Below are 12,819 nucleotides of genomic sequence, written 5' to 3'. Positions count from 1 at the left end.
TCAGGCGACCACCCCGGCCAGGAAGTCATGGCTGATCTTCGCCGCCTCGATCCGGGGACGGGCAAAGGGCGGTTCCTGCTCCACATGGAACCCGCGAACCCCTGCCGCATAGGCGGCCGGCAGCAGGGTCTTCCAGTTGAGCGCGCCGGAGCCCACCTCGGTGGGATCCATGCTCAGGACATAGTTGGGCTTGGTGGTGGCCTTGAGGTCCTTCACGTGCATCTGGGTGAACCGTCCCTTGTGCTTCGTCAGGAGGGCGCCCGGATCGACCCCGGCGGCCGCCGCCCAGCCCACATCCAGCTCGAAGGAGACGATGGCCGGGTCGGTGTTCTTGATCAGGATCTCCAGCCCGGTGGTATCGCCCAGTGGAGCGAACTCCGGATTGTGGTTGTGGTAGCCGATGGTGATCCCGGACGTCTTCAGCACTGCGCCCTTGGCGTTGAGGAAGTCGGCGTTCATCTTCCAGTCGTCGGCGGTCATGCCCTCGGCGATGCGACGCAGGAAGCCGGGGAAGGTTTCACCGACCGCCGGCGCCCGCCCGAACCGGTCCGGAATGTAGAAGATCGGCATCACGGCGTTGGTGACGCCCAGCGTGTTCAGGTCCCCGGCCAGCTTGGCCAGGTCGCCGTCGAGACCGCCACGTCCTTGGATATGGGCGCTGCGGCAGATCAGGCCGGCCCGGTCGATGGCCGCCCGCAGGTCCGTCGGGGTCCGGCCCAGGAAACTCGCCAGTTCGACGGCCTTGTAGCCGATCTTCGAGACCGTCCCGAGCGTGCCATCCAGGTCCTTCGCTACGTCCGGACCCAGGGTGTAGAGCTGGATGCTGATCGGCAGTTTGCGCTGCGCAAAGAACGGCTTGGCGGCGGCGTCCGCGCCGGTGGCCGTCATGGCTGCGAGACCGGCGGCGAGGAACCCGCGTCGGTGCAGGTCGGACGATATCGGGCGCATGCGGCGTCTCCCTTGAAGGTCATGGTCAGGCGATGTCGGGGGTTTCGGGCGCCCGCGTGGGCGGACGGAAGAACAGGGCTAGGATCACCACGGCGGCCAGCGCCATCCCGGTCGGGACCAGGAACAGGGTCTGGTAGTCGACGATCTGCGTCTCGGCGCCGCTGATGTCGGTGACCTTGGTGGTCAACCGGCCGATCAGGGTGGGGAACAGGAAGCTGGCCACCACGCTGCCGATTCCCAGGATCAGCAGGTTGAACAGGCCCTGGGCGCTGGAGCGCACGTCCTTGGGGAAGACGGCGTCCACGAAGATGTAGACCGTCGCGAAGAAGAACGCGTAGCAGACGCCGTGCAGCAGCTGGACGGCGACGATCACCGGCAGGCTGTCGGCGAAGAAGGCGAACACCGCAAACCGTGCCGCGTGGCCCAGCACGCCAATGATCATGGTCATCTTCCAGCCCAGCTTCACCAGCACCGGGCCGAGGATCAGCATGGTCCCGATCTCGGCCAGCTGGCCCAGGCTGAGCACCACCATGCTGAGGTTGCCGGCGATGCCCACCCGGTTGGTCAGGAACCCGTCGGCCATCACGAAGTAGCCGTTGTGGATCACACTATCGATGAAGGTGACCGCAAACAGCACGCCCACGAACGGCACACCCAGCAGCTTCACCGCACGCCGCCAGGCCAGCTTGTCGACGCCCTCGGCCTCACGGCGTGGCGGGGTGTGCGGCAGGGTCAGGCTGTAGGCCGCCAGCGCGAACGACACGATGGCCGCCACCAGGAAGATCCAGCGGATCTGCTCGATGTCGGCCTCGGCGTCCAGCAGGAAGATGAACGGCCAGCTCACCAGCATCCAGCCCACCGTACCGCCCATCCGCACCGCGCCGAACTGCTTGGCCGGGTCCTTCAGATTGGCAAACGCGATGGAGTTGGAGACCGACAGGGTCGGCACATAGAGCAGGCTGTAGACCATGTAGCAGGCGAAGAACGGCCAGAAAGTGCTGGAGAACGCCACGCCGATCAGGGCCAGACCACTCAAGGCGTGGCTGACCGCCATGAACCGCTCGGCAGCGAAGTTGCGGTCGGCGAACTGGTTGGAGAAGAACATCCCGGCCAGGGCGGCGACGCCCCAGCAGCTGCCCACCAGCGACTGCTGCCAGGGCGCGAACCCCAGCAGGCCCATGTAGGGAAACAGCTTCGGCGCCCAGGCCCCCCAGACGGCCAGCTGCAGCACCATCATCAGGAACAGCCGCACTTGCACCGTCATGTCTGCGCTCCCGGGTTTACGCGGCTCAGAAGCTCATTGGGGCGGCTTCTGCGGGTCCGATGTAATCGATTTCAGGGATAGCAAGCGGTGGAGTGGGGGGCAACAGGGGGTGAGGGTCGGGCGCGTGGTGGCGACCGACCGCCGGGAGCGGACTCCGGGGACGACCGCAATGGGGGTGCGGCCCTAAGGTGCCAGAGAGCTGCTCGACGCCTTGTGCCTCCGCTCTCCCGCTCGACTCAGAACCAGCATGTCCAACAGGACGAGACCGATACCTACGTTGATGAAGACATCGGCGGCGTTGAAGACCCAGATGAAACCTGTCTCTGTTGCGTCAAGCATGTCGATGACAGCGCCGAGCCATATTCGGTCAATTGCGTTGCCAATGCCGCCAGCGATAATGAAGACCAAGCCAGTAGCCATGGTCCTCGGCTCGTCTCGACTGCAGACCAGGAATCCAAGAACGCCCGCTACAGCGAGGTTTATGCCTGCCAGGCCCCAGCGGGTGACCTCGCCGAGATCCGGTGCGAGTCCGAATGCATTGCTGCGGTTGAAGACAAGCGTGAGATCAAAAGGTCCCGGCAGGGCGATACTCTGTCCTAGGGCCATCGCGGAAAAAGCCCAAAGCTTCGTCGTCTGGTCGATTGAGAGGAGTGGGACGACAAAGAACAACAGCAGACCAAAACGTGAGCGCCTGGACACGTCCACTACTCCTCCGCGAGACCCTTATATGGTAACGCTTGAGCCCCGTCAGTCCAATAGCTCTAAACAGCCGCTTAGGGTCGGAACCTGCCTCAAGGCCGGCACCCGGAAGCAGCCGTTCCGGCTCAGCGACGGATAGCTGACCCTCTCAAGGGGCGTTCAAGGGGGTAGCGGACGTTGACCCGCGCTGGTCGAAGCCAACGCTATCGTTGCGACTGTACAGTCCGTTGGACGAGCCAAAGGTGAAACGCGTGCACTCCGAGAAAAGCGAGTGCGGTAACAATGTTTGCGGGTATGGCTAGGTGTTCCTGACCGGCCCTCGGTTCTCGGAAAGTCGTCAAGGCGACGATTGCGGCGAGGCAGACCGCAGCGAGCACAGGCGTGAATGCGAGCGCAACATGGCGTGGCGCAGTCCAAGTTACCGAGCCATTCAGCCACCACTGCATTGGCAGGCGACGTTCCGTTTTGAAGCGAAGATTTGCTCGCAGCGACATTGCCGTCAGAAGCGCTATGGTAATCAGAGCTACTACCGCTTGCGTCATGACAAGGCCTCCAATCGACAAGAGAATAGGCTCGTCAGGGGAGTGTCTGCAACGGGTCGAGGCTGTGCAAAAACACCAACGATCCAATTGTCGAGACGATACCTATCCCCATGGGACCTGTTGCGCGCTTTCGGCTTGAGCAGGTGGATAGATATCATGTCACCCGGACTCCTGCGATCAGCCTTCCTCGGCTCCGGCGAAGCCGAGAGGGAGAGGGTCGGGAGAGGGCCGGCGCGTGAAAATGTGATCCGCTGATGGGAGGGCGAGGAGGTACGGCGGCGAGGTTTGCGGGGCCTCGACGTCACATCTGAGTCAGCCCAGCCGGCCCTCTCCCAACCCTCTCCCAACCCTCTCCCTCTCGTCGCCCTCGCTCGCGCGAGGTCTCGGGGGAGAGGAGGCGGCTAAAGGCCGTAGCCCACACTTGTCTTGCCCCGCCGCCGCCGCCACTCTCCGCGCGATGGCGACGATACAGGATGTTGCGCGCAGCGCGGGGGTCTCCACCGCGACGGTGTCACGGGTGTTCAGCGCACCGGAGCAAGTGGCCGAGGACACGCGCGCCCGGGTGCGGGCGGCGGTGGCGGACCTGGGCTATACGCCGAACCTGGCGGCCAAGACACTACGGACCCTGCGGACCGACAAGATCCTGGTGACCGTGCCGGACATCTCCAATCCCTTCTTCTCGCAGGTCATCCGGGGCGTGGAGGAGGCGGCGACGGCGGCGGGCTATGCGGTGTTGCTGGGCGATACCCGCCACGAGGAGGCCCGCGAGGATCAGTACGCCCAGATGCTGCTGCGCAAGGAGGCCGATGGTCTGATCTTTCTGGGCCACCGCCTGCCGGACGCGCTGGCCGCGATGGTGGCCAGGATGGGGCCCCGCACGCCGATCGTGAACGGCTGCGAGTTCAGCCCGAACCTGAGCGTCTCCAGCGCCCACATCGACAACGAACGTGCCGCCGCCGAGGTGATGGCGCACCTCTATGATCTGGGCCACCGACGGATCGGCGTGATCACGGGGCCGCTGATCAGCCCGATCAGCCGCGACCGGCTGGCCGGGGTCCAGGGCGCGGTGCCGCGTCAGGCGAAGCTCAAGGCGCTGACCGTGGCCACCGGCGATTTCTCCATCGAGTCGGGCGAGGCGCGGGCTGGCGAGCTGCTGGATCGACCGTCGGCGCCCACGGCGCTGTTCTGCTTCAATGACGAGATGGCGATGGGCGCGCTGGCGGCGATCCGGCGCCGTGGTCTGAAATGCCCCGACGACATCTCGGTCGTCGGCTTCGATGACATCCGCTTCGCCCGCTATCTCGATCCGCCGCTGACCACCATCAGCCAGCCGACCCACGAGATCGGGCGTCATGTGGTCAGGCTGTTGCTGGATATCCTGAGCGGTGACGCCGAGGATCGGCGCGACGTGACCTTGCCGCACCAGTTGGTTATCCGGGCCAGCACAGCGCCGCCGCCGAAGGGAGCCTCCACATGACCGCCGACCTGCTTGCCCGCCGGAACCAGGCGCTCGGCGCCGGCGCGGCGCTCTTCTACGAGACGCCGCTGCACATCGTGCGGGGCGAAGGCGTCTATCTGTTTGACGCCGGAGGGCGGCGCTATGTCGACATGTACAACAACGTCCCCTGCGTGGGGCACGCCAATCCTGATGTAGCCGAGGCGGTGGGGCGTCAGCAGGCGACGCTGAACGTCCACAGCCGCTATCTGCATGAGGGGATCGTCAGTCTCGCGGAACGGCTGACGGCCCTTCACGGCCCGCAGATCGAGAGCGTGGTGTTCAGCTGCAGCGGCACCGAGGCCAACGAGGTGGCGATCCGCATGGCGCGCTTCGCCACCGGCAAGCGCGGAGTGGTCTGCACGGACGCCACCTATCACGGCAACAGCGAGCTGGTGGGCGGCATGACGCGGCTCGGCGCAGGGCAGCCCGAGCGGGCCGATCTGGCGACATTTCCTTCGCCCGAGCTCTATCGGCCGCTGGACGACAATCTCGACGAAGACGCCCTTTGCGAAGTCTATCTGGACCGGCTGCGGGCCGCGATCGCCCGGCTGGAGGCCAGCGGCGCCGGGTTTGCCGCATTGATCGTCTGCTCGATCTTCGCCAACGAGGGCCTGCCAGACGTACCGGTTGGTTTCATGACGCGCGCCGCCGAGATTGCGCGGGCGGCCGGCGGGCTGGTGATCGCCGACGAGGTACAGGCCGGCTACTGTCGTACCGGGCGCTGGTGGGGCTATGAGGCCATGGGCTTCACGCCGGATATCGTGGTCACCGGCAAGCCCATGGGCAACGGCGTGCCCCTGGCGGCGACGGCGGCGAGCCGGGCCCTGGTGGAGGGGTTCCGCGCCCCGACGCGGTACTTCAACACCTTTGCCTCCAGCCCACTGCAGGCGGCAGCCGGCATGGCGGTCCTCGATGTGATCGAACGTGACGGCCTGCAGAGCAACGCCGCGCGGGTGGGCGGCGATCTCAAGGCGGCCCTCAAGGCGCGCCAGTCGCAGCACGACTGGATCGGCGACGTCCGGGGCCAGGGCCTCTTCATCGGCGTCGAGATCGTCCGGGACAAGGACTCCCGAACCCCCGACCGGGATCGCGCCGTCGACATAGCCAACCGGCTGATGCGTCGGGGGTTTCTGACCTCCAACGCCGGGATGCTGGGTAATGTGGTGAAGATCCGCCCGCCTCTGGTATTCTCGCAGGCGAATGCGGTCGACTTCCTTGAAGCCTTCGATGCCACCGCAGGGGAACTCAATGCCTGAGGCGCAACTTGATCAGGCGGACATCGATGTGTTCACTCCGGCCGCAGAGGCGGCGCTGGCCGCATTCCCGATCGATCCGGTGGACCTGGAACTGATCGCGCTATCCGAGAATGTCACGTTCCGCGTGCGCCACCGCGCTGATGGCGCGAGCTTTGTGCTGCGCCTGCATCGGCCGGGCTATCACACCCTGGCGGAACTGAATTCCGAGCCACTCTGGACCCGGGCCCTGAACGAGGCTGGGATCAGCGCACCCGTCCCCATGGCTGCGCGGGACGGCGGTCACTATGTCCCGGTCACAGTCGCCGCCCGGAGCGAACAACGGTTTGTCGGCATGGCAAGCTGGACCGACGGCGAGCTGCTGTCGGACATCATCGACGCGACCCAGGATGCATCCGCCACCGCCAGACACTTCGAACAGCTGGGCGGGATCATCGCGGCCCTGCACAACCAGGCCAGCGTCTGGAGCCCGCCGGCCGGGTTCACGCGCCATGCCCTGGACGCCGACGGGCTGATGGGCGAGGCGCCTTTCTGGGGCGCGTTCTGGGAACACTCGGCCTTCTCTCCATCCGAGCAGGCGCTTTTGAAAACCACCCGTGACAAGGTCCACGGAATGCTCCAGCGGTACGGCAAGGACCCGTCGCGGTTCAGCCTGATCCACGCAGACCTTCACCCCGGCAACATCCTGGTTGGGCAAGACCGCCTGACGGTGATCGACTTCGACGACGCAGCGTTCGGCTGGCACGTCTACGACATCGCCGTCGCGCTCAAATACAACCAGACCGAACCCGGGTTCGACGCCCTGCAAGCGGCGCTGCTCAAAGGCTATCGTGCGGCTAGACACCTCTCCGATTTCGACGAAGCCCTGATCCCGACATTCATGATGATCCGCCGCATGGCGCAGGTAGGTTGGCTACATCAGCGCCCGGAGATTGATGCCCGTGAGTTCATGGAGACCGCGGGACCGGAGGTCTGTCGCCAGTGCGCCGCCTTCAAGCCTCCAATCTGAGGCCGTCTGGCTGCGGACAACCTAATGAGACCGGGCATCTAGCCTTACGTGGCGGGAACAGACGCATTGACGACGCAGCACGTTTGACGAAGCCTCCGTCTGACAGGAGGAGAGTCGCCCTGGGAGGTTCCACAATGGCCGACGTCGATCCGAAAGACCTGCAAGCCTTCGCCGAGGCTGCAGACGCCTGGTTCAAGGAAAACGTGAACCGCGATCCAGGGTTCATGCTGCCACTGACCTTCATGGAAGTGGGCACGGATCAGCAGTTCCACTTCCTGCGCGACTGGCAGAACAAGGTCTACGAGGCCGGCTATCTGGGCGCGGCCTGGCCGAAGGAATATGGCGGCGGCGGCCTGGCGCAGGCGTTTCAGGCGGAGGCCACCCGGGCCATGCGCCGGCACGGCGGGCCGATCTTGCTGAACGCCATCGGCCTCAACTGGACCGGGCCGCTGCTGCTCGATTTGGGCTCGCCGGCGCAGCGGGCGAAGTACCTCAAAGGGATCCTGTCGGCGGAAGACATCTGGTGCCAGGGGTTCTCGGAGCCGGAGAATGGCTCGGACCTGGGCAACGCCCAGACCCGCGCGGTGCGGGATGGCGACAGCTACGTCGTGACGGGTTCGAAAATCTGGACGACGCTGGGCAAATACGCCCGATACATGATCCTGCTGGCGCGGACCCAGCCCCCGGGTGAGCGCAAGTACGACGGGCTGACCTTCTTCCTGGCGCCGATGAAGATCGACGGCGTTGAGACCCGCCCGATCAGGAAGCTGACCGGTGAACATGGCTTCACCCAGACCTTCTTCCGCGAGGCCCGGATCCCGGCGGACGAAATCGTCGGTGTCGAGGGCGGCGGCTGGAAGGTGGCCATGCGGACCCTGGAGTACGAACGCGGCGCGCGCGGCGGTCAGGCCGGCGGCTATGTGGCGGTGGGGTCCAACGCCTGGGACGTGCTGGAGATGGCGCGCAAGATGACCCGCGGCGGCAAGCCCGCCCTTGAAGATCCAGCGCTCCGCGCCCGGATGGTGGACTTCATGATCGACATCCAGAGCAACGCCCTGTGCTCGCAGCGCTCGGGCTTCAGCCCGCTCAACACCGACCGGCCCACTGGCGTGGCGCTGAGCGGCAAGCTGATGCACTCGGAATTCTCGCGCCGGATCAATGAGTTCGCCATCAGCCTGAACGGCGCCCACGGAGCCTACTATGTGGGCGACCCCAACGCCGTCGACGGCGGCTGGTGGACCCGGTCCTACCTGAACGCCTTCTCGGGCACGATCGGCGGCGGCACCTCGCAGATCCAGCGCAACATCATCGGCGAGCATGTGCTCGGCCTGCCGAAGAGCTGAACCGGATGGCCACGAGCACCATGGGACACGGCTGATGCAGGAACTGGGACGGCTGGGATTCAGCGAGGATCAGGGCAGCCTGCTGGAGGTGGCGACCTCGTTCTGCGCGAAGCGGTCGCCGATGGCGCGCGTGCGCCAGTTGATCGAGGACGACACCGGACACGATCCCGACGTCTGGCGCGAGATCGTCGAACTGGGGTGGCTGGGTATCGCGATCCCGGAGGCCTACGGCGGCGCAGGGCTGCAACTGGCCGAGGTGGTTCCGGTCATGGAGCAGATGGGCCGCTACATGCTGGCCGGGCCCTTCTATTCCACAACCCTGGCCGCCCAGGCGATTCTGGCCGGCGGCACGGAAGATCAGAAGCGGACGCTGCTGCCGAGGCTGGCCGAAGGGTCGATCACCAGCCTGGCCCTCTGTGAGGCGAACGGCGACTGGGACCTCGCGAACATCACCTGCACCGCCACGGCGACCGTATCGGGCGCGCTGAGGCTCTCGGGTGAGAAGCGGCTTGTCAGCGATGCGGCCTCTGCGTCCAACATCATCGCCTCGGTCATGCTGGACGGTCGTCCGGCGCTGGTGTTGATCGACCGCGCCACGCTGGGCCCCGATGCGCTGCGCCGCGAGGTGATTATCGACGAGACCAAGCGGGCGTACAGCCTGTCCCTGGACGGCGTCGAGGTTCCAGCGGCCAACCTGCTGGACCCGGACCGCGCCGGGGCCGCGCTTCACCATATTCATCTGACCGCCAACCTGCTGGCGGCGGCCGAGATGTGCGGCGGGACCCAGTCGGTAATCGACTACACGCTCGACTACCTGAAAACCCGGGTGCAGTTCGGCCAGCTGATCGGCGCCTACCAGGCGTTGAAGCACCCGATTGTCGACGCCTACGTCAGCTACGAGCAGACCCGCAGCCACGTCTACAGCGCCGCCCATTGCTTTGGCGAACAGGGCGTGGGCGAGATCGCCACACGCATGGCCAAGGCCCAGGCCGACACCACCCTCTCGTTTGCAGCGGACCGGGCCATCCAGTTTCACGGCGGGTTCGGCTTCACCTATGACTGCGATGCCCAGCTCTATCGTCGCCGCGCCATCTGGCATGCCTCGCAATACGGCGACGCGGCGTGGCACAAGGCGAAGCTGGCGGACCTGCTGCTCTAGGCCACGATCCCACGCCAATCCGGAAACCTGGAGCCAGACCCTTGGCTGATACGCCTACGCCCAAGTACGCCACCCGCGCCGAGGCGATCGCCGCCCTGACCGCGCCCGGGCAGTTTTACGAACTCGAGCAGATGACAATCCGGGGCCGGTCGCTGCGGGTGTTCAAGAATGCGCCGGCCTCGCTGCGTGAACTCTTTGCCGATGCGGTCAGCGACAAGACCTTCATCGTCTACGAGACTGACCGGCTGACCTTTGCCGAGGCCTGGGCCAAGGCCGGTCGCATCGGCGGCCTGCTGGTCAAGGACTACGGCGTCCAGCCCGGCGACCGGGTGGCTATTTCCATGCGCAACTATCCGGAGTGGATTCTGGCCTTCATGGCGGTGACGTCCATCGGCGCCATCGCCGTGGCCATGAACGCGCTCTGGCAGCCTGACGAGATGGCCTACGGCCTCAGCGACAGCGGCGCCAAGGTGCTGTTCGCGGACCAGGAGCGGCTGGATCGGCTGGCCCAGGTCGCAACGCCCGTCGACGTAAAGGTGATCGCGGTGCGGGCCACGGAGTCGGGCGGCCCCGCGGATCTGAACACCCTGCTCGCGGCGGCCGGCGACGTCGACATGCCACCCGCCAGCATCGCGCCTGACGACGACGCCATGATCTTCTACACCTCCGGGTCGACCGGCCACCCGAAGGGCGTGATCTCGACCCATCGCAATGTCCTTTCGGCGCTGTTCTCCTGGGAGCTGGATCTGGTGGTCGGCGCTGAGCTGGCCGGGATCACACCGGAGCCGCCGGTCGTTCAGCCCGCTGGTCTGCTGGCCGTGCCCCTGTTCCACGTCACCGGCGCCAATGCGATCTTCCTGCAGGCCTATCGCGCCCAGCGGAAACTCGTCTGCATGTACCGTTGGGACCCGGAACGGGCGGCGGAGTTGATCGAGGTCGAGAAGATCTCGTCCTTCACCGCGCCCGCCGCCATGACCGGCGATCTGGTGCGGGCGGCCAGGCTCACGTCGCGTGACCTCGGCAGCCTTCTCTCTGTGGGCGGGGGCGGCGCGCCGCGTGCGCCGGAACAGGTCAAGCAGATCGAGGGCGCGTTCGGCAATGCCTTGCCGAATACCGGTTGGGGCATGACCGAGACCAACGCCATCGGTACGGGGATCGGTGGGCTGGACTATCTGGGACGTCCGGCCAGTTCCGGGCGCTGTTCGGCAGTGCTGGACCTCAAGATCGTCGACGAGCAGGGAAACAGCCTTCCGGCCGGCGAACGCGGCGAGCTGCTTGTGCGCGGCACGTCGGTCTTCTTCGGTTACTGGAACCGGCCCGACGTCAACGCCAATCTGTTCGAGGATGGCTGGTTCCGGACCGGCGATGTGGCCTATCTGGATGAAGAGGGCTTCCTGTTCATCGTCGACCGCATCAAGGACCTGATCATCCGGGGCGGTGAGAACATCGGCTGCGGTCAGGTCGAGGCGGCCCTGCTGCTGCACCCGGACGTCCACGAGGCCGCCGTCTACGCCGTGCCGGACGAGCGGCTGGGCGAGGAGGTCGGTGCCACGGTCCACGGCGCGCCCGGTCTGGATCCCGAAGCCCTGCGCACCTTCCTGCAGGCGCATCTGGCCCGGTTCGAGGTCCCCCGCTACATCCTGCTCGCCGACCAGCCCCTGCCCCGCACCGCGTCCGGCAAGATTCTGAAACGAGATCTGCGGGAAGCGGCGCTCAAGGACCTGGGCGTCGCGGCCGGCTGACGGCGACGCCCGCCGCTACTTGCCCTGCGCCGTAGCCAGACTTTCGCGATAGGCGTCGGCCTGGGTCAGGAGGCGGAGCAAGTTGCCGCTCCAGATCTTCTGCAGGTCGGCTTCGGAATAGCCGGCGGCGCGCAGCCGCGCGGTGATCTTGGGCAGGTCGGCCACGCTTTCCATGCCCTTGACCCCGCCGCCGCCATCCCAGTCCGCGCCCAGCCCGACGTGATCCGGCCCGACCAGCTTCAGCACATGCAGCAGGTTCGCCATCACGTCTTCGAACGAGGCGCGCCAGTTCGGATAGGCCGTGTCGAGATCAGCGATCTCCTTCGACAGCGCCGTCCGCTCCGCCGGGGTCAACTGCGACCACTTGGCCAGCCGGGCCCGCAAGGCGCCCTGCATTGTCCGGAACTCCGGCGTCGTGGTGGTGGGGGCCACATAGAGCGAGTTGATCTGGATCACACCACCGGACGCCGCCACCTTCTTCAGGCGCTCGTCGTCCAGGTTGCGCGGGTGGGCGAAGACCGCCTTGGCGCCGTGGTGGGACAGGATGATCGGCGTTTTGGACTGGGCGACGAGCTGATCGATCACATCGTCCGAGGCGTGCGAACCGTCGACGATGATGCCCAGGCGATTGGCTTCCTCCAGCCAGGCCTGACCTAGCGGGCTCAGCCCGTTCCAGCGTTTGACGGGATCGGTGGCGCTGTCGCCGAACTGGTTGTTGAGCGTGTGGACCGGGCTCGCCATGCGAACGCCCAGTCCATAGAAGGTCTTCAGCAGGCTGATGTCCTCGCCCAGCGGATAGCTGTTCTCGATGCTCTGGTAGACGATGATCTTGCCGGAGGCCGCGATGGACGCCGCCTCATCGGCCTTGGTGGCCAGGACGAAAGTCTTCGGGTTCGCCGCAACCATTTCGCGGATCTTCACCGCCCGCCCAATCGCGGTGTCGCGCGAGGCCGCGTAGCCGGCTGCGGTCAACGGCCCCTGTGGCGTGAAGATCACCCAGAAGCCGCCGTCCAGCCCGCCCGCATCCGCGGCACGTCGACCTGGGAGAACGGGCCCTGTTCGGGATGGGCGCGCATGATGTCGAAGCCGCCGCGTTCCAGATTGGCGGGCGTGTCCAGATGGGTGTCGAGGGTCAGGAGCCGCGCATGCAGCTTCGCATCCGCCGCTGAGACGCCCTGGGCCATTGCCGCAGACGACGACATCACCACAAGACCGGCCAACAGGCTCACCACTGGTCGCAACCGCATCATGATCCCCGATACTGTCCGGCTAGCTCCGGAGCCTTGATGCAGATCACCCGTCGCCGCCGAGATCAAGGCGTCAAAGGCCATTGGTCCCTTGATCGCTGCAGATGCCTGCCCA

At 66.1% G+C, this 12,819-nt stretch carries 11 protein-coding genes; 6 read left to right on the top strand and 5 right to left on the bottom strand.

Annotated elements, in window-relative coordinates; genetic code table 11:
- The 3 genes from ACIQ42_RS00670 to lspA form a co-directional block, all read right to left on the bottom strand.
- Positions 1-948: a sugar phosphate isomerase/epimerase family protein gene (locus ACIQ42_RS00670; RefSeq protein ID WP_397420300.1), complete on the bottom strand. Its 948-nt coding sequence runs from the start codon at positions 946-948 to the stop codon at positions 1-3.
- Between the two features lie 25 nt (positions 949-973).
- Positions 974-2,212: an MFS transporter gene (locus ACIQ42_RS00665; protein WP_397420299.1), complete on the bottom strand. Its 1,239-nt coding sequence runs from the start codon at positions 2,210-2,212 to the stop codon at positions 974-976.
- Between the two features lie 183 nt (positions 2,213-2,395).
- Complete coding sequence (gene lspA / locus ACIQ42_RS00660; protein ID WP_397420298.1) at positions 2,396-2,911, bottom strand: signal peptidase II; 516 nt, start codon at positions 2,909-2,911, stop codon at positions 2,396-2,398.
- Between the two features lie 999 nt (positions 2,912-3,910).
- Here lspA and ACIQ42_RS00655 point away from each other — a divergent pair.
- The 6 genes from ACIQ42_RS00655 (at position 3,911) to ACIQ42_RS00630 (ending at position 11,457) form a co-directional block, all read left to right on the top strand.
- Positions 3,911-4,930: a LacI family DNA-binding transcriptional regulator gene (locus ACIQ42_RS00655; protein WP_397420317.1), complete on the top strand. Its 1,020-nt coding sequence runs from the start codon at positions 3,911-3,913 to the stop codon at positions 4,928-4,930.
- Entirely contained in the window at positions 4,927-6,207 is a 1,281-nt protein-coding gene (locus ACIQ42_RS00650; protein WP_397420297.1) for an aspartate aminotransferase family protein, read from the top strand. Before ACIQ42_RS00655 ends, ACIQ42_RS00650 begins: the two co-directional genes overlap by 4 nt.
- Positions 6,200-7,213: a phosphotransferase enzyme family protein gene (locus tag ACIQ42_RS00645; protein WP_397420296.1), complete on the top strand. Its 1,014-nt coding sequence runs from the start codon at positions 6,200-6,202 to the stop codon at positions 7,211-7,213. The genes ACIQ42_RS00650 and ACIQ42_RS00645 overlap by 8 nt, the downstream gene beginning before the upstream one ends.
- A gap of 134 nt (positions 7,214-7,347) precedes the next feature.
- Positions 7,348-8,556 carry an acyl-CoA dehydrogenase family protein gene (locus ACIQ42_RS00640; protein WP_397420295.1) on the top strand — a complete coding sequence of 403 codons (1,209 nt, stop codon included), beginning with the start codon at positions 7,348-7,350 and terminating at the stop codon, positions 8,554-8,556.
- A gap of 34 nt (positions 8,557-8,590) precedes the next feature.
- The gene (locus tag ACIQ42_RS00635) at positions 8,591-9,715 is read left to right on the top strand and encodes an acyl-CoA dehydrogenase family protein (protein WP_397420294.1); all 1,125 of its coding nucleotides are present in this window, start codon (positions 8,591-8,593) and stop codon (positions 9,713-9,715) included.
- A gap of 41 nt (positions 9,716-9,756) precedes the next feature.
- Complete coding sequence (locus tag ACIQ42_RS00630) at positions 9,757-11,457, top strand: class I adenylate-forming enzyme family protein (RefSeq protein WP_397420293.1); 1,701 nt, start codon at positions 9,757-9,759, stop codon at positions 11,455-11,457.
- Positions 11,458-11,472: 15 nt separating this feature from the next.
- On the opposite strand, the gene ACIQ42_RS00625 is transcribed toward ACIQ42_RS00630, so the two are convergent.
- Together ACIQ42_RS00625 and ACIQ42_RS00620 are read right to left on the bottom strand one after the other, a co-directional pair.
- Positions 11,473-12,453, bottom strand: a complete 981-nt coding sequence (locus tag ACIQ42_RS00625; RefSeq protein ID WP_397420292.1) for a dipeptidase — start codon at positions 12,451-12,453, stop codon at positions 11,473-11,475.
- Entirely contained in the window at positions 12,450-12,788 is a 339-nt protein-coding gene (locus ACIQ42_RS00620) for a hypothetical protein (protein ID WP_397420291.1), read from the bottom strand. Before ACIQ42_RS00620 ends, ACIQ42_RS00625 begins: the two co-directional genes overlap by 4 nt.
- Positions 12,789-12,819: the final 31 nt, after the last annotated feature.

It is taken from the genome of Phenylobacterium sp., assembly GCF_044372605.1.
Lineage (GTDB): Bacteria > Pseudomonadota > Alphaproteobacteria > Caulobacterales > Caulobacteraceae > Phenylobacterium.
Note: the sequence above shows the minus strand (reverse complement) of the source record. Positions and strands in the feature narration are given on the sequence as shown.

Bases quoted from the DNA above. Each gene is read 5' to 3' on its own strand.
- ACIQ42_RS00645 (WP_397420296.1), top strand. From the start codon at position 6,200: ATGCCTGAGGCGCAACTTGATCAGGCGGACATCGATGTGTTCACTCCG.
- ACIQ42_RS00650 (WP_397420297.1), top strand. From the start codon at position 4,927: ATGACCGCCGACCTGCTTGCCCGCCGGAACCAGGCGCTCGGCGCCGGC.
- ACIQ42_RS00635 (WP_397420294.1), top strand. From the start codon at position 8,591: ATGCAGGAACTGGGACGGCTGGGATTCAGCGAGGATCAGGGCAGCCTG.
- ACIQ42_RS00620 (WP_397420291.1), bottom strand. From the start codon at position 12,788: ATGGCCTTTGACGCCTTGATCTCGGCGGCGACGGGTGATCTGCATCAA.
- ACIQ42_RS00670 (WP_397420300.1), bottom strand. From the start codon at position 948: ATGCGCCCGATATCGTCCGACCTGCACCGACGCGGGTTCCTCGCCGCC.
- ACIQ42_RS00655 (WP_397420317.1), top strand. From the start codon at position 3,911: ATGGCGACGATACAGGATGTTGCGCGCAGCGCGGGGGTCTCCACCGCG.
- ACIQ42_RS00665 (WP_397420299.1), bottom strand. From the start codon at position 2,212: ATGACGGTGCAAGTGCGGCTGTTCCTGATGATGGTGCTGCAGCTGGCC.
- ACIQ42_RS00640 (WP_397420295.1), top strand. From the start codon at position 7,348: ATGGCCGACGTCGATCCGAAAGACCTGCAAGCCTTCGCCGAGGCTGCA.